Annotated in this window: 19 protein-coding genes; 7 read left to right on the forward strand and 12 right to left on the reverse strand. The window is 57.2% G+C overall.

What is annotated here, in order from left to right:
* Positions 1-37: 37 nt before the first annotated feature.
* From NCG89_RS06355 to NCG89_RS06370, 4 genes are all read right to left on the reverse strand, one after another.
* Entirely contained in the window at positions 38-934 is an 897-nt protein-coding gene (locus NCG89_RS06355; protein ID WP_251088922.1) for a PepSY domain-containing protein, read from the reverse strand.
* Positions 935-963: 29 nt separating this feature from the next.
* Entirely contained in the window at positions 964-1,575 is a 612-nt protein-coding gene (locus NCG89_RS06360; RefSeq protein ID WP_251089353.1) for an FMN-binding protein, read from the reverse strand.
* 123 nt (positions 1,576-1,698) lie between these two features.
* Positions 1,699-2,160: a group I truncated hemoglobin gene (locus NCG89_RS06365; RefSeq protein WP_251088923.1), complete on the reverse strand. Its 462-nt coding sequence runs from the start codon at positions 2,158-2,160 to the stop codon at positions 1,699-1,701.
* Positions 2,161-2,191: 31 nt separating this feature from the next.
* Complete coding sequence (locus NCG89_RS06370) at positions 2,192-3,229, reverse strand: DUF3034 family protein (protein ID WP_251088924.1); 1,038 nt, start codon at positions 3,227-3,229, stop codon at positions 2,192-2,194.
* A gap of 228 nt (positions 3,230-3,457) precedes the next feature.
* Between NCG89_RS06370 and NCG89_RS06375 the strand changes: the two genes are divergently transcribed.
* Positions 3,458-3,712 carry a hypothetical protein gene (locus NCG89_RS06375; RefSeq protein ID WP_251088925.1) on the forward strand — a complete coding sequence of 85 codons (255 nt, stop codon included), beginning with the start codon at positions 3,458-3,460 and terminating at the stop codon, positions 3,710-3,712.
* Here NCG89_RS06375 and NCG89_RS06380 read toward each other — a convergent pair.
* Positions 3,681-5,399: a bifunctional protein-serine/threonine kinase/phosphatase gene (locus NCG89_RS06380; protein ID WP_251088926.1), complete on the reverse strand. Its 1,719-nt coding sequence runs from the start codon at positions 5,397-5,399 to the stop codon at positions 3,681-3,683. The two genes, NCG89_RS06375 and NCG89_RS06380, sit on opposite strands and share 32 nt — an antisense overlap.
* Positions 5,400-5,427: 28 nt before the next feature.
* On the reverse strand, positions 5,428-6,900 hold the full coding sequence (locus tag NCG89_RS06385; RefSeq protein WP_251088927.1) for a NarK family nitrate/nitrite MFS transporter: 1,473 nt from the start codon (positions 6,898-6,900) through the stop codon (positions 5,428-5,430).
* A gap of 404 nt (positions 6,901-7,304) precedes the next feature.
* On the opposite strand from NCG89_RS06385, the gene nirB reads away from it, so the two are divergent.
* The 3 genes from nirB (at position 7,305) to ppa (ending at position 10,931) form a co-directional block, all read left to right on the forward strand.
* Positions 7,305-9,857, forward strand: coding sequence for a nitrite reductase large subunit NirB (gene nirB / locus NCG89_RS06390; RefSeq protein WP_251088928.1), 2,553 nt, complete (start codon positions 7,305-7,307; stop codon positions 9,855-9,857).
* Between the two features lie 34 nt (positions 9,858-9,891).
* Entirely contained in the window at positions 9,892-10,218 is a 327-nt protein-coding gene (nirD, locus tag NCG89_RS06395; protein WP_251088929.1) for a nitrite reductase small subunit NirD, read from the forward strand.
* A 185-nt stretch (positions 10,219-10,403) separates the two neighbouring features.
* Complete coding sequence (gene ppa, locus NCG89_RS06400) at positions 10,404-10,931, forward strand: inorganic diphosphatase (RefSeq protein ID WP_251088930.1); 528 nt, start codon at positions 10,404-10,406, stop codon at positions 10,929-10,931.
* A gap of 299 nt (positions 10,932-11,230) precedes the next feature.
* Here the strand turns inward: ppa and NCG89_RS06405 are convergent, their stop codons facing one another.
* From NCG89_RS06405 to NCG89_RS06415, 3 genes are all read right to left on the reverse strand, one after another.
* Positions 11,231-11,707, reverse strand: a complete 477-nt coding sequence (locus NCG89_RS06405; RefSeq protein WP_251088931.1) for a hypothetical protein — start codon at positions 11,705-11,707, stop codon at positions 11,231-11,233.
* A gap of 132 nt (positions 11,708-11,839) precedes the next feature.
* Entirely contained in the window at positions 11,840-12,631 is a 792-nt protein-coding gene (gene cysE / locus NCG89_RS06410) for a serine O-acetyltransferase (protein WP_251088932.1), read from the reverse strand.
* Complete coding sequence (locus tag NCG89_RS06415; RefSeq protein ID WP_251088933.1) at positions 12,628-13,356, reverse strand: M15 family metallopeptidase; 729 nt, start codon at positions 13,354-13,356, stop codon at positions 12,628-12,630. Before NCG89_RS06415 ends, cysE begins: the two co-directional genes overlap by 4 nt.
* Before the next feature lie 152 nt (positions 13,357-13,508).
* Between NCG89_RS06415 and NCG89_RS06420 the strand changes: the two genes are divergently transcribed.
* Positions 13,509-14,531, forward strand: a complete 1,023-nt coding sequence (locus NCG89_RS06420) for a patatin-like phospholipase family protein (RefSeq protein ID WP_251088934.1) — start codon at positions 13,509-13,511, stop codon at positions 14,529-14,531.
* A complete protein-coding gene (locus tag NCG89_RS06425; protein WP_251088935.1) occupies positions 14,528-14,869 on the forward strand; it encodes a Rieske (2Fe-2S) protein in 342 nt (113 codons plus the stop codon). Before NCG89_RS06420 ends, NCG89_RS06425 begins: the two co-directional genes overlap by 4 nt.
* A gap of 16 nt (positions 14,870-14,885) precedes the next feature.
* Here the strand turns inward: NCG89_RS06425 and sfsA are convergent, their stop codons facing one another.
* A complete protein-coding gene (sfsA, locus tag NCG89_RS06430; protein WP_251088936.1) occupies positions 14,886-15,599 on the reverse strand; it encodes a DNA/RNA nuclease SfsA in 714 nt (237 codons plus the stop codon).
* 221 nt (positions 15,600-15,820) lie between these two features.
* Between sfsA and NCG89_RS06435 the strand changes: the two genes are divergently transcribed.
* The gene (locus NCG89_RS06435; RefSeq protein ID WP_251088937.1) at positions 15,821-18,496 is read left to right on the forward strand and encodes an AsmA family protein; all 2,676 of its coding nucleotides are present in this window, start codon (positions 15,821-15,823) and stop codon (positions 18,494-18,496) included.
* Here the strand turns inward: NCG89_RS06435 and NCG89_RS06440 are convergent.
* Complete coding sequence (locus tag NCG89_RS06440) at positions 18,449-19,507, reverse strand: class I SAM-dependent methyltransferase (RefSeq protein ID WP_251088938.1); 1,059 nt, start codon at positions 19,505-19,507, stop codon at positions 18,449-18,451. The two genes, NCG89_RS06435 and NCG89_RS06440, sit on opposite strands and share 48 nt — an antisense overlap.
* The gene (gene rsuA / locus NCG89_RS06445; protein WP_349631926.1) at positions 19,500-20,210 is read right to left on the reverse strand and encodes a 16S rRNA pseudouridine(516) synthase RsuA; all 711 of its coding nucleotides are present in this window, start codon (positions 20,208-20,210) and stop codon (positions 19,500-19,502) included. The genes NCG89_RS06440 and rsuA overlap by 8 nt, the downstream gene beginning before the upstream one ends.
* Between the last annotated feature and the right edge of the window lie 16 nt (positions 20,211-20,226).

Below are 20,226 nucleotides of genomic sequence, written 5' to 3' on the forward strand. Positions count from 1 at the left end.
TTAGGATTAAACAAACGCGCTGCCTCAGCCGCATATTTCATTTCCGGCGGCGCCGATTACTGCGCCACATCATCCAAATGCCGCTGATTGACAGCCATACACACAGAATGCCAACGGTGTTAATCACCCATGGCCCAAATCGGCCAAAAAAGCGGCCACTGTGCATATCAATCAGCAGCTGTTCCAATGCCACCGTTGGCCGCGCAAAGGGCAAAACCTTGGCTTTGATCTCCTCACTCAAATCGGTCAACACAGACCATTGCACATCGACATCCGAGTCAAGGGCCTCCCAAACCATGCCGTCGCCGGTGGCATAACTGCTTTCGCCCTTTACCACAACACGTTGACCGCTTGCGCTCGTGGCGGGCAACACGCCAATCTGGTTGATTGCAGCCACCGGCAACATATAGTCGCTGATCTCATCAATCACACTTCCCTTCGCATCCACCAGCGTGAGCTTGTCTTTGGTCGCAACAAAAATCTGCGCCGACGCATCTTCGCCCAGGGCAGAAAAGCCAACTGGCGAGGGAATGTGTCGATCCAGCAAATGCCCATCCACCACCGTATTCTCAGTGGTATTGACCAACCAGTGGCTGGCATTCACATACCCCGTCTCTGGCGCCCGGGGATACAGCCCGTACATTGACATAACGGCGGCCGACTTGACCCGCAGCGCGTCCAGGCCCCAGGACGCACTTTGGTTCAGCAGCACACCACTAATTCCGAGCCAGGCCATGAACAGAAAGGCGAACAAGCCGGCCCGCTGGTGCCACTGTCGAAGCACCATCGTCAGGTTTTTCTTTGCGCCGCCGGGCTTCGACGACGACCCTACCGCCCGCAGCTTAGGCACCTTTTTCAATAAGGCTTTGCGCATGACCGTTTGCCCGAGTACAACTTTGTCTTTGCCAGCGTCTGCAATGTCTATATCAGCCATAAAAGAACCTCACTCTCATCGTTATTTTTTCACTGAATCAGACTGTCAAACACGATAGCCGTCCACGCCATTCGCTCCATCATCTGAACCGAAAGGGTTGCACCGGTGATATTGTCCACCTCGACATCAAGTCCTGATGGCGTCGCCTTGGCACCGTACAATTGCTGGAGAAACGACGGTTCAGCCACCTGCTCACCACGAGACTCTCTGTAGATAAGCACCTTTGCCACTTCCACACTCTGATTACTGATCACAAATCCGCAGGTTGTTGGCACGTAGCCCTCCTTGCCAATATCGTCGAAGATCCACACACTTCTGTCGCCGTCCTGCCAGTAACGGAGCCGTTGCTGGGGAAAATTTCGCTTGAATGCCTGGGCTACTTTCCCCTGGTCGCTCGCAGATAACTCCAACACCTTTGGTGCCGGCACCTGGCCATTGAAGACCTCTTTTAGAAACACCTCCGGGGTTTGAAAGGTTTTGTAAAGTTCAAAGGCTTGAGCAGCGCCGCTAGACCACATCAACATCGCTGCCAGTACCGCAAATAATCCTCGCGTAATATCGCCACACATTTTCCCCGCCTCGCTATATTTGTCGCTGCTGCTCTTGCGCCAGCCTGCTACCGCTATATCACTTGACAACATATCAACCACTACCTGTCTAAATCGTTTCTGAAAGGTTCGAGAATCGGCGCCGTGCTGAGATCTTCACTGGCTTTGCAGTACACGCAGCGCGGGCAAACTGCAGAGCCAGCGAGAACCGCCCTACTAGCGCGTCACAATCACCCGCTCGTATGGTGCCAGCGCGGCAATCAGCTGATTGCAGGCTTCATAAGTAACCTCAACGCGCTCACAAGCCTTATAGGCCGCCTCAACCACGGCGTTAAACTGGGTAACAGTGATACCAAGATCAGCATGAGCAGCTGCCATACTTGCCCCCTGATATTGCACATCACCACCGAGCACCAGTTGCTCCAGCTGGGTATTGAGAAATATCTGCCGCTCAACGTTGCCAAACTCGCGGAAGATATGGTTTATGCGGTTATCCAACATGATGTAGTAGAAAAGACTCTCTACCCAGTTGCGGATACCCTCTTTCCCGCCCCACTGCTCCAGTGCATCGTCATCCAGCGGCGGCAGGGTTTTTGTTTTCCCGGTCTGTGCCTGCAAGGGCATGGCGCAGGCAAACATCAGGGAAATAAACATTAGATACTTAGCAAATGTCTTCATTGTGTATTCCTCAAGTCGTCCTGGTTGCCAGTTAGTAGCTCGCCTGCAATGACAGATAGAAGCCATGCTGGTCCGGAGTGATGGTGATATCACCGAGCCAGGCGTAGGCGAAGGTCATCGACAGGTTCTTATTGGGGAAGTAAGCAACGAAGGCATCAAACCAGTCACTTTCGTTTTGGGTGAGCGTGCCCGATAGATTTCCGAGCCCCAAGCCCTCGAGGGTCGGTTGTAGTTCGGTGACGTCAATTCCCCCTAGCTCGACGCTTTCTCCGCTGAGATTATCCCCGTGCTGGGCCCACTCCATGCCGATTACCGTGTCCTTCTTCAGCAGATAGGCGAGGGATATTTCCGGCCGAACCTCCTTGTCGTTGCCGTCGGGCCCGCCAAAGCCGACTAAGCCCGTCTGGTTCGCTGACGTATACCGTGCAGTGATATTGACCAGGGTATTGATGGGAAAGAAGATTTTTGTCGCTGAGACGTAGTATTCCCACCCATCGCTTTCGGCCGCCTTCAAGGTTCTAAGCAGTTCTTCATTTTTGTTCTTTTTGTAAAATGCGCCCACAGCAACTTGTGGAATTAGATTATCCGAGTCGTAGATTGCCTCACCGAAGACTCTGACCTTGGCACCATAAACATCCATTTCAATGGTGGTGTTAAAGGGCTCAATACCGGTTTCAATCGGTGCCCCCAACCCGCCAGTGACGCCGCCCAAGGTGTCCACCACCAAGCCCACCGTGTCGAAGGTCGAGCCAGTTGTAAGGTTGCTCTTGGCGTAAGACAGCTCAAAGCGGTCAAACAAGCCTACCGCCGCACCTAACGAATGAAGGGTGTAGTTGGCCAACGGCGCATAGGTATAGTGAACATCGCCGTTTATACCATCTCGCGTTGCATAACCCGTGATTGTCGCCCAGGGTGTAATCCCGCCACCGCCGGCACCATCAATCATACTAACGCCCCCTGTCGCCAGCACTTTGCCGTCGTTATAGAGACCCGCATTAGCGCAAAAACCTGCTGACATACCAACTGCCGCGGCAATTGGTTTTACCCAACGCCCAATTCGATTTTCCATATTTCCCGCTCCTACCCAAACAATGGTTTGATCATCTATGTTGAATGTAAATTTGGGTGCTGCGGCCTCACTCGAAAGCAAAGCATCCGTGGTTTTTACTCACCCGAGAGTGAGCGCCTCACAGCACGCCACTTATTTGTGCCGGCACAATAAGTTCAGCAATAGCTATGCCAAGGACGATACGATAGGTATCAATTTGAGTAATTGCGTGGTTTTTGGAAACATTCAGTGCAGCTTTTTTTCATGCACCAAAAAATTCAGGCCGATTTGCACCTCCAAAAAACATGCATTTTTTTTGACTTTTATCAGATTTTTCCGATCAAGTGCGGCGCCGCACCAATGTCGCCCAAGCAAATTCCCCCGAAAGATCAGGCATTGCACCAAAAGGACCCATTTGGCTTGGAGGGCAAAGGGGAGAGACCGGGCGACAAGGCCACCCGCACGGCGGATTTCAGTCAAACAGACTCAGCATCAGCAGAATAAACAACACTGCCGAGACAGCCTGCCAAAAGCGTAGCGGGTTTCGCGCCACCAGAGGCTGCTTGCGACGGAGGGAAAAAGCAGGGTTAGGGTAGCGCAGGTCGTGAACAAATTCGGCCACATCGGCGTAGCGTAGCTCCGGGCTGATGCTCATCCCCTTTTCCAGAGCGGCATCAAGCCACAAGGGCACATGAGGATTGACCTGACTGGCAGGAACGTAATGCAAACGTCGGTATGCCACCGCGCTGGCACACTCTGCCAGCTTACCGGCGAAAGGCTGCTTACCGGTGAGCATCTCAAAGACCACCACCGCCAGCGCAAACTGGTCCGCTCTGGCCGTTACCGGCCGCATCAGCACCTGCTCCGGCGCCGAATAGTGGGCAGTACCCAGGCAATATTCGCGGGGGATGGGTGACGAGATCTCCGCTAGCCCGGCAACATAGCAGGAGCCGAAATCGATAATGCAGGCTGAGCCATCCGGGCGCAGCAGTATATTTTCCGGCTTGATGTCCTGATGCAAGGTATCCCGGCGATGCATGGCCAACAGTCCCCGCGCCACCTGCTCGGCGATGGCCACCACCTCCCGGGGCGAGGCATCAGGATGGGTTTTAATCCACTGCGCCAGGGTCTGGCCGTCTATGTATTCGGTCAGGTAATAGAGGCAGGAAGGCGCGGCTTCCCGCTCCACCACCTCCACCACATGGGGGCTGGCAATCCGGCGGCCAATCCAACTCTCCATGACAAAGCGTTCAAGATAGGCCGGATCGTCCTGGAAATTAGCCGAGGGGGTTTTCATCGCCAGCAGGTGACCGCTGGCGATGTCTTTGACTTTATAAATCTGGCTGCGGGCGCTGGCGTGAATCTCCGCGATCACCTCCAGGCCGTCCAGCCGGTCCCCAACGCTCAACTCCGGCGGAAATGGCAAGGCCGTCAGGCGCCGATATACCTCGTCTGCGTCCTCTCCCGGCAGCGCATCCAGCCGTAACAGCTGGCAACTGATATTGTCGTCGCTACCCGCCTCCAGCGCCGCATCGACCAATCGCGCACAGCAGGCATCCAGGTTATCGCCAGCCTGGCCCAATAGCCCGGCAATGGCGGTTGAACTGAGCACACCGTGCAGACCATCGGTGCTGAGTAGAAACAGGTCGCCCTGCTCCACATCAACGCTGCGATAATCGACTTCCAGACTGACATCCAGCCCCATGGCCCGGGTCAGATAACTCTGGTTTTCACCAATATGACGCGCATGATCACGACTCAGCGGCTCCAACACGCCGCCGCGAAAGCGGTAGATCCGACTATCACCCACATGAAACAGGTGGGCAGTGCGAGATTTGACAATGGCAATGCTCAAGGTGGAGATGTAGCCCTTTTCCGCCTTGGCAAAATGACTTCCTTGGCTGTACAACCAGCGATTCAGGGCTGAAATGACTTGATGAGCGGAGCGCTTGACCGACCAGGAATCCGGCGTGGAGAAGTAGTCCTGCAAAAACCCGCGAACGCAGGTTTCCGCCGCCTCTTTGCCCGCCTCTGCCGCAGAGACCCCATCAGCAATCACCGCGACCACCCCCTTGGTAATCACGGTGTGCCCTTCGGGAATCAGCATCCCGAGGCTGTCCTCATTGATGGGCTTGCGTCCGGCGGTGCTCAGTTGCGCCGCCGAACACCGTAACCCGGCATCCAGGTACATTACGCGCTCCCAGCCATTGGCAAAGGCCTTAGCTCACTTCCACCAGGGCGACACTGCCATCGTCGTTCAGCTCGGCGACATGGCCCTGGGGCTCTTCCAAAAATTGCACTGCAATAAAGACCACCCCGGCGCAGGCCGCAATCACCATAAAGAACTGGGAGGCATCCACAAAGGACAGCACAGTCAGAAAGATCACCGCACCAACATTACCATAGGCACCCGTCATGCCGGCGATCTGCCCAGTCATGCTGCGTTTCACCAGCGGCACAATGGCAAACACCGCACCTTCACCCGCCTGAACAAAGAACGAGCAGCACATGGTTGCGATCACCGCCAACCACACCGGCCAGCCCGCATCGACCTGGCTCAGCACCATATAGCCCACCGCCAGACCAGCAACCAAAATAGTAAGGGACTTGCGACGACCCACCTTATCGGACAGGTAACCACCGCCAGGGCGCGCCACCAGATTCATAAAGGCAAAGCCGGAAGCCAACAAGCCCGCTTTCACCGCACTCAACTCAAAGGTCTCCATAAAGAACAAGGGCAACATGGAGACCACCGCCAGCTCGGAGCCAAAAGTAACAAAGTACGACACATTCAAAATTGCGACCTGCTTGAATTTAAAGCGCTGCATCTCCGGCATCGGGATCCCTTTCAATACATCGCTGTTCACCCGCAAAATCTGGCTGACCTGAAACACAAACAGTGCACCCAGGCCCAGATAGATAATATTAGCGGCCACGCCGGTCAACAGACCCAGGTTGGATGGGGACAGCTTCCAGGTCAGCACCGCCAGCGCCAAATACATGGGCACGCACATGGCAATATAAAAGTAGAGGTCCCGCCGACTACTAACCACCAGCCCGCCCGACTTTTTCGGTTTGAAATAGGTAGACCCTTTAGGCGTATTGCGCGCCCGAGTGTAAAAGAACACCCCGTAGAGCGCCGCAATCACACCGGTGCTGGCAATGGCATAGCGCCAGCCGTCCTCACCGCCAAACATCAGCGCGACAGTGGGCAGCGTCATCGCTGCAGCCGCCGAGCCAAAGTTGCCCCAGCCACCATATACCCCCTCGGCCAGCCCAACTTGCTTGGCGGGGAACCACTCGCCCACCAAGCGAATGCCAATCACAAACCCGGCGCCAATGAAGCCCATAAAGAAGCGCATCATGGCGATCATTTCGTAGGAATTGGCAAAGGCAAAGCCGCAGCAGATACCGCCCCCAATCACCAACAAAGAACTAAAAACGATGCGGGGCCCCAGGCGATCGACCAGCATCCCGATAATCACCCGGGCCGGAATCGTCAGCGCAACGTTGAGAATCATCAGGGCTTTAACTTGCTGACCGGTGAGATCGAAGGCCTCTTTGATCGCAGCCAGCATGGGCGCATGGTTGAACCACACCACAAAGGTAAGAAAGAAGGCGAACCAGCTCAGGTGCAGCAGGCGGATTTTATCCTGCTTAATATCCAGCAGGTTCAGATTAGACGATGACATGAAAACTCCGAAAACAGATAAAGCGACGCAGACCCCGGAGCAATTGCTGTGCCAGCAAGCATGAAAACCGCCTCAAAACAAACGTATCTATTTGTTTTCTATGAATTAAATAAAAATAACGCACCATTATGAGTCATTTCAGGGCGGCCATTCCATTCCTCAGCGCCCCAGAAGAGCACCAAAATAAATCATTGCGCCCCATCATTTCGCAAATATTCCATTTTGGCGCACCTTATAAATGCCCCAAAATATGGCAATTTAATTTTTTTAACTTATATTTCAATAGCTTAAATATAAAAATCAGTCATGGCATAGGTATTGCTTTCCCATTCATCAGCGAATCCCTGAATGAATTACCTCGTCGGGCAACCTTCCCCGACGAACAGAAGTAAAGGACCACCACCATGACAAACCCCACACGCCTGCTGGTTATCGGCAACGGCCCGGTCGGCCACCAATTTCTTGAATCCCTCGTCGACAGCGGCAAGGCCGGGGAATTTGCCATCACGGTAATTGGTGAAGAGCCCCGCCCGGCCTACGATCGCGTCCATCTCACCGCCTGGTTTGAAACCCGCAAAGCCGAATCCCTCAATATGGTGAAGGAGGGCTTTTACGAGGCCAACCACATTACCGTGAAAAATGGCGAAAAGGCGGTGGCCATCGATCGGGCGAACAAAATCGTCAGCACCGACCAAGGCGAGCAATACCCGTACGACATTATGGTGCTCTCCACCGGCTCGTTCCCCTTCGTCCCTCCGGTACCGGGCCACGACCGGCAAAACTGTTTCGTTTACCGAACTATAGAAGATCTGGAAGCAATCACCGCTGCCTCTGCCAACGCCAAAGTGGGCACCGTGGTCGGTGGCGGTCTGCTCGGCCTCGAGGCCGCCAAGGCAATTAAAGACCTGGGCCTGCAAACCCATGTGGTGGAGTTTGCCCCCCGCCTGATGGCGGTACAGGTTGACGACGGCGGCGGTGCCCTGCTGCGCCGCAAAATCGAAGACCTGGGTGTAACCGTCCACACCCAGAAAAACACCCAGAACATTTCCGACGGTGAAAGCTGCGTTCACAAAATGAACTTTGCCGATGGCAGCGAGCTGGAGACCGACATCCTGGTCTTCTCCGCCGGTATTCGCCCGCAAGACGCTCTGGCCCGCCAGAGCGAACTGGAGATCGGCGAGCGCGGCGGCATTGTCATCAACGACTACTGCCAGACCTCAGACCCCAGCATTTACGCCATTGGCGAGTGTGCCCTCTGGGGCGGTCGCATTTACGGTCTGATTGCTCCCGGCTGGGATATGGCCCGGGCCGCCGCCGACCACGTGATTGGCAGCGTACAAGGCCTGGCCTTTACCGGCGCCGACATGAGCACCAAACTGAAATTGATGGGTGTGGACGTAGCCTCCATTGGCGACGCCCACGCCAACACTCCCGGCGCCAAGTGCTACACCTTCATTGACGAGCAGGCCGAGGTTTACAAAAAGATCGTGGTCAGCGAAACCGGCGAACACCTGCTGGGCGCCGTCTTGGTGGGCGACGCCGAAGACTATGGCAACCTGCTCCAATTTGCCCTGAACAAAATCACCCTGCCCAAGCACCCCGAGGCAATGATTCTGCCCCAGCTCGACGGCAGCGCCAGCGTTGGCCTGGGCGTGGACGCCCTGCCCGACACCGCCACCATCTGTAGCTGTAATAACGTTAGCAAAGGCCAGATTTGCGCCGCCGTTCAGGACGGTGCCCAAACCGTGGGTGACCTGAAAGCCTGCACCAAGGCCGCAACCACCTGTGGCGGCTGTACCGCGCTCGTTGGCCAGGTACTCAACGCCGAACTCACCAAGCTGGGTGTGGAAGTGAACACCGATATTTGTGAACACTTCCCCTACACCCGCCAGGAAATTTATCACCTGGTGCGGGTTGGCCAGATCAAATCTTTTAATGAGCTGCTCGAAAAACACGGCACCGGTCTGGGCTGCGATATCTGCAAACCTGCCGCTGCCTCAATTCTGGCCTCCTGCTGGAATGACTATATTCTCCAGCCCGAGCACGCCGGCCTGCAGGACACCAACGATCGCTTCCTGGCCAATATGCAGAATAACGGCACGTTCTCCGTGGTGCCCCGCATGGCGGGCGGTGAAGTCACCCCGGATGGCCTGATCGCCGTGGGCACCGTCGCCAAAAAATACAACCTCTACACCAAAATCACTGGCGGCCAGCGGGTGGACCTGTTCGGCGCCACCGTCGATCAGCTGCCACTGATCTGGAAGGAACTGATCGACGCCGGCTTTGAATCCGGCCACGCCTACGGCAAGTCTCTTCGCACGGTGAAATCCTGCGTGGGCTCCACCTGGTGCCGCTACGGCGTGCAGGACAGCGTTGGGCAGGCTATCGACCTGGAAAACCGCTACAAAGGTCTGCGCAGCCCCCACAAGCTGAAAATGGCCGTATCCGGTTGCACTCGGGAATGTGCTGAGGCCCAGAGCAAGGACGTGGGCGTGATCGCCACCGAGAAGGGCTGGAACCTGTATGTGTGCGGCAACGGCGGCATGAAGCCCCGCCACGCCGATCTGTTTGCCTCGGACATCGACACCGAAACCCTGGTCAAGTACATCGACCGCTTCCTGATGTTTTACGTCCGCACCGCCGACCGCCTGCAACGAACCTCGGTGTGGATGGACAACCTGGAGGGCGGCCTCGACTACCTCCGCAAGGTCATCATTGACGACTCGCTTGGCATCTGCGCGGAACTGGAAGCGGAAATGCAACAGGTCGTTAACACCTACCAGTGCGAGTGGAAAACCACCATTGAGAACGAGGACAAGGTCAAGCAATTCCGCAGCTTTGTAAACGCCGAGGGTGGCGACAAAGACATCGTGTTTGTACAGGAACGCGGCCAGATTCGCCCCGCCACCGAGGAAGAGAAGCAAACCGCCGACAACCTGATCGCGGTGGCTTCTTAAGCGTCCGCCACATCAATACCACAGGAATCTCAACATGAACTGGACTCCCGTCTGCAAAATCAACGACATCCTCCCCAATGCGGGGGCCGCCGCATTGCTGGGGGAAACCCAGGTGGCGATTTTTCGGGTGAACGATGCGTTTTATGCCCTTGCCAATCGCGACCCCTTCAGCGGCGCCAATGTCCTTTCCAGAGGGATCGTAGGTAGCCTCAACGGCAAGCTGGTCGTCGCGTCACCGATTTACAAACAACACTTTGGCCTCGAGGACGGCGCCTGCCTGGAAGACGCTGATGTCACCATTCCCTCCTACCCGGTACGCATCGAAGGCGACGCCGTGCAGGTGGGCATGACAGCAGAATAGCCCCTCCCCTTTGGGGGTTATACAAGAAGATGGGCAAACCACGGTAAGTCTCCACACTAACCGGCCTCCGGCGGCTCCCCCGCTGCCGGGCCGGATTTTTTTTGCCCTTCGCTTCCCCAGCCTTAGCGTTTATACTCGACGGACTTTTTTAACCCTAAAACCCACCCTGGAAAACGGAATTCAGCATGAGCTACTCTAAAATTCCCGCGGGCAAAGAGCTGCCCCACGACATCTATGTCGCCATTGAAATCCCTGCCAACAGCAGCCCCATCAAGTACGAAATCGACAAAGACGCCGACTGCCTGATGGTTGACCGTTTCATGGCCACCCCCATGTTTTACCCTGCCAACTACGGTTACATCCCCAACACGCTGTCTGAAGACGGTGACCCGCTGGACGTGCTGGTGGTGACGCCCTACCCCGTGGTACCCGGCTCAGTAATTCGCGCCCGCCCCATCGGCATTCTGAACATGAGCGACGAAGCTGGCCAGGACGCCAAACTACTGGCCGTTCCCCACGACAAGCTGAGCGTGCTGTACAAAGACGTGAAAGAGCCCTCTGACCTGCCCGAGCTGCTGATTCAGCAAATCGAGCACTTTTTCGAGAACTACAAAGATCTGGAAAAAGGCAAGTGGGTTAAAGTTGACGGCTGGGCAGGCAGCGAAGCTGCACTCGCAGAAGTCACCAAAGCCGCAGCAGCCTACAAAGGCTAATTGCGCAGGAGGGCCCCTTGGGGCCCTCAGCTCCCTCTCCAGTCAGACCCTTACTACAACTGACAACACCCCTTTACCTCTGACTATCAGGTAGTGCGGCAGTCCGCGCCTCACCTTCAGTCGTCCTCCCCAACCCACGACCCAACATCACCGCGCAAAACAACGCCGCAACACAAAGGCGCTGACTCGGTGTGTTAGCGATGGGTGTCAGTTACAGAAAGGAAGAAAAAGGCAGGGAGGCGACATCTCGGCGAGATGCCGCCAGCGAGCAAGGCGGGGGCGCAGCCAGGGCGATCCCCTTATTGAACCTTGGGCATCGCTTCCAGCAGGCGCTGGTATAGCTTGGAGTTCTTGTGAATGGATTTGTGCTTGGCATAGGCCTCAACCGCACGCTCCCACGCATCGTCACTGCCATGGGCATTGAGAGAAAAACTGGTACAAACCGTTTTATTCTCAATTTTTGACGCCACCCCGACCTGGAAGATCGGCGTCAAATTACCGCTCTTCTCGGTTTTCAGCAGGTAGCTGATCCCCCTAACAGTGCCATCAGGCTTGAAGCAACGATCCTCTTTAGTCTCTTCGAGGTAACGCAGTTGCTGCTGTTCAAGCTCCTTGTCCCTGGCGATTGCTTCTTTCTCAATCGCCTTCTTTTGACGTCCTTCGAGTCGCTTGCCGTCTTTCTTTAGGGAGAAGTACTCCTGAAACAGCTCCCCAGCAACGGTTCTGCGCACCCGAAAGCCATAAAACGCCCTGTTGTCCAGTAGTTTAACGCTCACAAGCACCTCTAATATTTTTTGACCTAACGAATGCAATATACCATATGTCAATCAGTATGTCTGACGATTTTGTCGAGCTGCAAACTCCGCTAACCAAGGCCGTTTTCCGTCTCAGCGAGGGGGATAACACTGCTACTCATCGTCACCGATACTCTGATTCATATTCAGTGCCGGAAGTTCCCTTACTTCACGTCCAACTTGTCGTGCTGGGACACCTGCCACAGTGGTAAAGGGAGCTACGTCACAAAGCACCACACTGCCGGCGGCGATTTTGGCCCCTTCTCCCACCTGAATATTGCCGAGCACTTTTGCACCTGCGCTGATCAACACCCCGTCTGCCACATGGGGATGCCGGGGACCACGATGATTGCCGCAACCACCCAGGGTTACTGAGTGCAGCATCGACACATTGTTCCCCACCACTGCCGTTTCACCGATAACCAGACCGGTGGCATGGTCAATCATAATGCCGCTGCCCAGCCTCGCTGCCGGGTGAATGTCGACATCAAAGGTCGTGGCAATGCGATTTTGCAGAAACAGGGCCATCGATTCCCGCCCCTGATTCCACAGCCAGTGAGCGATCCGGTAGGCCTGAATCGCCTGAAAGCCCTTGAAATAGAGAAACGGCATGCCGTAATGATCACAGGCAGGGTCCCGATCATAGTGGGCACAAACGTCATCTGCCGCCGCCTGGACAATGCCGGGGTCAGCCGCCACCGCCTCATTAAACACATCCCGAATCAGCATCGCTGGCACCGACTTACAGCCCAGCTTGCTGGCGACCTGAAAACTGAGGGCCGCAGAAAAATCGGGGTGATTAAGGATGCTGGCGTGATAAAAACTTGCCAGCACCGGTTCGTTGCCACCAAATTCAGTCGCCTCACGAATCATCGCTGACCAAAGATCTGCAACCGACAGACTCATTCTTCCTCCTGAGAAACCAGCAGCGACCGAAGCGGCTGCGGGTAGGCACTTATCGGCACCACCACATAACGCCGGTACAATTCCGGTAATTGGGTCATTACCTCATCCTTCAACACTATCCCGGCAGCCGCCAGCCCCTGAGCCAAAACCGGCAGGGTGAGGGCCGCCTGCATTTGCGCCGCCAGCGGCGCAAAACTCAAATGCCAGCGCTCCGGCGCCACGCCACCCCGGTCTATATCGTAGGGGCGGAAAAAGCCTTCGCCGTCATCGCGCCGGAACTGCTCGTCCAACCAGTCGTGCATTGGCGCAAAGGGCCCACCTTCGCTCACCTCTTGGGGCGTGAGCTGGACCGCGTAATCGGCATCAACCGCAGCGGCATCATAGACATCAATATCGCTACCCCAATGGTGGCGGGACCCGCCGGGCAGCGCCGACCAACGCAAAATGACATGGACTAACTGGTCAGGAGACAGGCTGGCAAAATCGAGGAGCTGGCCCCGGGAGTCCAACAAGGCTCGCTGACCGCTGGCTTTGGCATTCCAGATCGCCAACTGCCGATCAAAACTCCGATATCCGCTCACCACCTGCAGATCAAAACCCACCTCTGCTGCCCGCTGCTGCAGGCGCACCAACGGCGCCCGGATCGCCGGATGCAAGGGCGCACCCAAGCTGTCATCCATCAGCTCGGGGATTTGTCCTAGCACTTGCTCCGGGCGTATTTCCACGTCTGCTCCCCAATCCGCTCCGCCTACAACACTGCGCACCACACTGCGAAACCCACCACCATGCCAACGCCTGGCGGCAGGGTATCTTGGGACGCATGCAATCTGGCATGATACTACCTGTGACAAGCCCCCGTCTAAGCAGGAACCTCATCGTGGAACACCAGGAAAATCACAAAAAGATCGGGCTCGCTCTGGGTAGCGGATCTGCTCGGGGCATGGCGCACATTGGTGTTATTCAACGCCTGCAGGAACTGGGCATTGCGCCAGATATTATCTGCGGGGCCTCAATCGGCGCCCTGATCGGCGGTTGTTATCTCACCGGCAAACTCGAACATTTCGCCGAGTGGATTCAAAACCTCAGCAACGCCCAGGTATTCCACTACATGAGTGTCAGCCTGACCGCTACCGGTGGGGTCGCTCACGCCACCCGCTTGATGGACTTCTTTTCCGCGGAATACGGCAACCCCGATATCGAAAGCCTGCCCTTGCCCTTCGCCGCCGTGGCCACCGACCTTTACCGGGGGCGAGAAGTGTGGCTCCAGCGCGGCCCCTTGTGGAATGCCGTGAGAGCATCCATTGCCATTCCCGGCGTGCTCACCCCAGTGACCAAAGACGACGCCTGGCTGGTGGACGGCGGCCTGGTCAACCCCGTGCCCGTTTCTGTCTGCCGCGCCCTGGGCGCCGACATTATTATTGGTGTGGACTTGAACAGCGATATTGTTGGTCGCCGCCGGGTGCTGACCGATGTTGCCGCGCCCACTCAGGAAGAGATGGCCGAAGAGGAAGAGTCGGAGGATGAAAAAGCGGCGGGCAGCGAGCCGCCCACCGAACCCTCCGCCTTCGCCCGTTTTACCCACTCCCTGAAGGAAGCCGCCGCCAATTTCCGCAGCGATGAAAATGACAGCAAGCCCGTGGCCCCCGGCACACTGAGCGTCATGATGAGCGCCATCAACATTATGCAAGACCGGATCACCCGTTCACGGCTGGCCGGCGAACCCGCCGACATCATGCTGTGGCCCCGGCTCGGTCATATCGGTCTGCTTGAATTCAGCAAGGCGAGCGAGGCCATTGCAGAGGGCCGCGACGCCATCGACCGGATGCTGCCAGCGCTGCGGCACACCTTCGAGCGCGAGGGCGATTTTCGGCTTAGCAACATTGCCGAGGAGCAACCGTGACCACCCGCCCGCAACAGCAACCCGTCCTCGACCTTAGCGACCTTCCCGACCCGGGCAGCGTCGGCTTTGAGACGGACGGAGTCAGTTACTTTGCCGTGCGCAGCCGGGGCAAAATATGGGTCTACCGCAACCGCTGCCCCCACCGGCAAGTCAGATTGAACTGGCAACCGGACGCATTTTTCGACGCTAGCGGCAGTCTGATTCAATGTGCCACCCACGGCGCCCTGTTCTTGATTGAATCCGGTGAGTGCGTGTCGGGCCCCTGCCAGGGGGAATACCTCGACGCCGTGCCCTTCTCGGTGGACGGCGACAAACTCTTCTTGCTAGGCGCCCACTGATCCCTCCGTCGCAACGCTAGAGGGTAAAGGCAAGCCGACGGGTTAGGCGCATTCCCTGTGGCGACACCTCTGCCCCGAGGGCAAGCACTTCCAGCCCGTCAGCGCAGGCCGCCGCCAACGTTTCAGCGTAGCGCGGATCAATATCCGCTGCGGGACCGACCCGGTCGATGCCCTCATGAAGGACGGCAAAGATCAGCAACACCCTGGCGCCGCCTCGCTTGAGGGCCAACAATTCATCGACGTGCCGCCGGGCCCGATCACTCACCGCATCTGGAAAGGCGCCCTGCCCACCACCCCGATGCAAGGTGACCGACTTTACCTCGACATAACAGTCCCATTCAGCGTCACCAGCCTGGTCTGACAACACAAAATCAATGCGGCTTCCAGAAGGCAGCTTCCATTCACCACGCCAGTGTTTGTATTGGGCCAGCTCGTCAATCTCTCCTGCGTCCAGTGCCTCGGCAACCAGGCCATTTGCCAGGGCCGAATGGATGCAAATGCGATGACCATCCTGAGTTTCTACCAGCTCCCAGGTATACGGCAGCTTGCGCTTGGGGTTAGTGCTGGGTGACAGCCAGACGACGCTACCGGGTTCTGCACAGCCCGTCATGGCCCCTGTGTTAGGGCAATGCACGGTAACTTCCAGGCCATCGTCCAGCACAACATCTGCCAAAAAGCGTTTATACCGCCGCTGCAAACGTCCGATCACCAAAGGGGGTTGCCACTGCATCACTGACCTCGTCTTCACCTTGTTATGCTTCTGCCACATCGCCGAGGCAAAAACGCCAGTTATCGCGGGCCTAAGCCGGCGCAATCATCGGCAAAAAGAGGCAAAGCCTAGCACACCACCTTGCGGCGCGAAGCCTGGCCATTGCCATCACAGGGCTGCGCAATCGTGTTATTGTTGCCCCAAGCCTTTATTACCCACCACCAGACAGCCGATTCAAGCCCATGCTGAAAACCATCGCTATTGCGCTGCTGATCTTACTGGTCACCCTGTTCTTCGGTGTCAGTACCGCGCTCATTCATCCCAACTTGCTGCGGGGTACCATCAGCTCCAGCGCCGATCGCTATGCCGGGCTGCAATTGGGAATCGGCGACATCAGCACGCACATGAACCCGCTGCGCATTGAAGTGCAAAAACTGAAGCTGCAAAACCCCGACTGGGGCGATGAAGCACTGTTAACTATTGATCACCTCAGCCTGGAACTCACGCAACTGCCCTTTTCAGACAAGCCTTTCTGGGATCTGCGCGGCCGCGGTATTGAACTGCTGGTCGCCCGCAATGACGAGGGCAAACTGAACTGGATCAGCAACAAACTTGCCGGCGGCGAGACCCAAACACCCGCTGACCCGGTACCAGAGGCGGCCGACGGCATTACCCTTCCCGCTGATTTCAATTTCAATGATATTGAGCTGGAAAACGTTACCGTCACCTGGCGCAATGGCGAGCTGGAAGAGCGCATTACCCTACCGCTGATCGACGCCCAGCGGGTGGAAGTCGGCAACGGCGAACTGCGCCTCAACGTCCGCTACAAAGAGCAGGACTTCACCATCAATAGCAAAGTCGATCTGTTTGAGCCGCAGAATGGCATTCTTAATTACCAGCTCAACCTTGACCACGCCGACGCCAGCTTAAAAACCCAGGGCCGACTGGTCTTGGCGAGCGACTTGAAGGGCAGCGAGATCGACCTCGACCTGTCTATCAGTCAACTACAGAACCTGGCCGCCCTGGCCGAGACCACGCTGCCCGAACTGCCAAAAACCCACCTCAAAGCGACCCTGGCGTTCACACCGGATTACGAAATCCGCGATCTGAACTTGCGTAGCGGCGACAGCCAGGTAAAGGGTAAGGTCGAAGTCAGCCAAAACGATTTGGCCGTCAGTGCCAACCTCACTGCCTCGCTACTGGACATCGACCAGCTATTTCCCGCCACCGAATCGACGCCAGATGAGGAAAGCCCCGAGACCGACATCGATTGGGCCTGGCTCGATACCACCCGAGTTGCCCTCACCGCCCAAATTGCCACCCTCAAGGCCAGGGGCTGGCAAGGCCAGGATCTGAGCCTGGACGCCAAGGTGGATTCGGATATGTCGCTCTCACTAAAAGCCAAAAGCCTGTCCGAGCAGGCGAGCCAGCGCCGCTATGGCGATCTGCGCATCAAGGCCAGCGCCAGCCCCCTGGCGAGCATCACCCAGGGCCCCGATCTCAAGGCCGATCTCGATATCGCCATCGGGGAGGTCACTCTCACCGGTCAGGGCGAGGTGAACGTGAATGGCCTCGAGGGCACGGAGCTGCAATTGAATGCCTCCGCCCCTAACAGCAAAGCCATTTGGCGGCTGGCTGAGGTCCCCTGGAAAGAAGCAGGCCCACTTCGCCTTGAAAGCAAGGTCAGTACCGGCAGCAAACAGCACAGCGCCAAAGGCAGCGCCCGCCTCGGCGAGCAGAACGCCACCTTCAACCTCAGCTACCTCGATCAGCAACGACCCCATCTTCGTGGCGATCTCAGTCTGACCAAACTCGACCTGACCTTTATCACCGACGCCAATGAAGCAGCGCCGACGCCCAAGACCGCGACACCTGCCACCAAGAAGACAGGCGGTCCGGTCTTCAGCCAGGACCCTCTGCCCCTCGACGCACTGCAATCCTTCGACATCGACCTGAATATTCAGCTGCAGGACATCGATACCGGCTACAACCGGCTGCGCAGCGCCCAGCTCGACCCCATCTTGAAGGATGGCAAATTCAGCCTTAAGTCCACCACGCTGCAATTTGATCACGGCACGGTGAAGCTGTCGGCCTCCCTCGACAGCCAGGGCAACGCCCCCAGCCTGAAAACCAAACTGCAGGTAGACGGCCAGGATTACGGCAAACTGGGGCTGGAGAAAGCCGCCGGGATTCGCGGCGGCGACGGCAAAATCAAACTGACGGCGTCAAGCCAAGGCCGCAGCCCCGCCGAACTGGCCGCCAACCTCAAAGCTAAGCTCGATGCCAAGATCACCAACCTGGAAGCCAAGGGCAACGCACTGAACTTGATTGGCTCCGACCTGCTCAGCGAATTGATCAGCAAGTTAAATCCCTTTGCCGAAAAGCGGCAAACCACCGAAATTGAGTGCGTGGCGATTCACTTTAAAGGCGAAGACGGCAAGCTGTTGAGTAACAATGGTATCGCCCTCGAAACCCGCGCCACCAAAATCGTCGGTACCGGACAGGTAGACCTGGCCGACGAATCCCTCACCTTTGGTGTCTCGCCCATCGCCCGCACCGGGGTGGGCATTAACATTGGCGCTGCCGCCGGCCTGGTCCGCCTGGCAGGGCCGCTGCAAAAACCGCGCATCGTCGCCGACCCATCTGGCATGTTCACGTCCGGCCTGTCGACGGGCGCCGCTATCTATACCGGCGGCCTGTCCCTTCTCGCGCAGGGACTGTATAAGCGGGCGATGTACGCTGGCAGCTCCTGCGATGGCGCCTTGAATGATGTACCGGAGACAGAGGAACTGCCACCCGAATTGCTCACCCCGCCACCGGAGAGTGCCCCAACTTCCCCCAACGCGGTAAGCCCTAGCGCAAAGGCTGCGTCAGCGGGCAATCAACCGGTATACACAGAAGCCGTCGCAGCGAATTAACAGCTCACTTGAGGCGAACGCTTGCCGGGCCTTGCGCTCCAGCGGAATGAATTCGTTGACCACAAACAGCGCCTGCCCACCCCGGGCAAGAACCTGACTGGCGGCGGCCAGAAATTGATCGGTCAGACTCCCCTCCACCGCAAAGCCCTGATGGAATGGCGGGTTACACAACACCATATCAAAGGGCCCCTGCGCCCCACTTCCGCAATCCGCCAGGAGGGTTTCCGCCGCAATACCGTGGCGCTCACAATTGGCCTGTGCGGCGATCAATGCGGTGGCATTGTTATCAGTAAGTAACCATTCACTTCCGGGCAGATGGCGATGGGCCATCACGGTCAGGTAGCCGTAACCACAGCCCAGATCAAGCAGCCGATGCGGAGCGCGTTGGCAGGAAGCTAGCACACCCGGCAACTGTTCTATCAGCAGGGCGCTGCCCCGATCGCACTTTTGCCAGCCAAAAATCCCCGGCTTGCTCAGCAGCACAGGCTCCTCGTGAATCATCTGCAGGCGGGTGTAATCCTGATCCGGCAACCATTGATCACTCAGCTCGCCTTTGCTGATCCGTGCCAGGTAAGCGTTGCCGGCACATTTTTCTATCTGTTTCTGTCCGCCGAGTAATTTGGCCGCTTTGTCCGCATAGGTTTTCAGACCATCACCCTTGAACCCAGCCAGCAGCAGTTCACCGCCTTCGGGGAGGGCCTTGGCTGCCTGGTTAATCAGGTAATGCACCAGGGCTTTTTCCTTAGACACCCGGTAGCAAATACTTTGGGGCCGCTCCCATTCCGCGTTCTGCCCGTCACCTGAGGGCAATTCAAAATCGCCCAGGATGACCGGATAACCACGATCAGAAAACAATGCCGCCGTGTCGCAGCGATTAGTGAATACATTGACCTCGCCACTGGCCACGGGCGGTGCAAACTCCTGCTCGCCTGCAAACCACCAGGTGGGCGCTGGGCATTCACTGAGGGCATTCATGAGCGCCACAAGGGCGGTGTCAGTTGCGCTAGACACTGTCGATCTCTTCCTTCGTCAACGGTCGGTAGGCCCCTTCATCCAGGTCGTCGTCCAGTTCAATCGCACCAATCGCTTCCCGGTGAAGCGTGACAACCGCGTTGCCTTCAGCGGCAAACATGCGCTTTACCTGATGGTAGCGGCCCTCCTGAATACTGAGCAGGGCCTCCCGGGGCCCCAGCACCTCAAGCTCGGCGGGCAGAGTCCGGGCTTTGTCGTCTTTCAGAAATACGCCCCGGGCAAAGTGCTCCACCGTCTTGTCGTTAATGTCTTCAGCAAGCCCAACACGGTAGCGCTTCCAACACTGACGCTGGGGCGAGGTGATGGCGTGGGACCACTGACCATCGTCGGTGAGCAGAACCAGGCCGGTGGTGTCGATATCCAGACGACCGGCAGCATGCAACCGCTCGGGATTGTCTTCGTCCAACAGGTCCAGCACTGTCAGATGACGGCGGTCCTTGGCCGCGCAAACATAGCCGGGGGGTTTGTTCAGCATGAAATAGCGGGGGCCGGGCGGGCGCAGTAAATGCCCCTGCAAACTCACGTCGTCGCCGTCGGCGACAGGATAGCCCGGGTCGGTGGTGACCCTATCCGCCACCGCGATTTCGCCCGCTTTAATCAGCCGCTTTGCTTCGCTGCGGGAATAATCCGTCACCGTGGCCAAGTAGCGGTCCAAGCGCATAGTGGGGGCAGACTTCGGCAATGCTCACCTCGACTAA

Origin of the sequence: Spongiibacter taiwanensis (genome assembly GCF_023702635.1) — a bacterium.
GTDB classification, from domain to species: Bacteria; Pseudomonadota; Gammaproteobacteria; order Pseudomonadales; family Spongiibacteraceae; genus Spongiibacter; species Spongiibacter taiwanensis.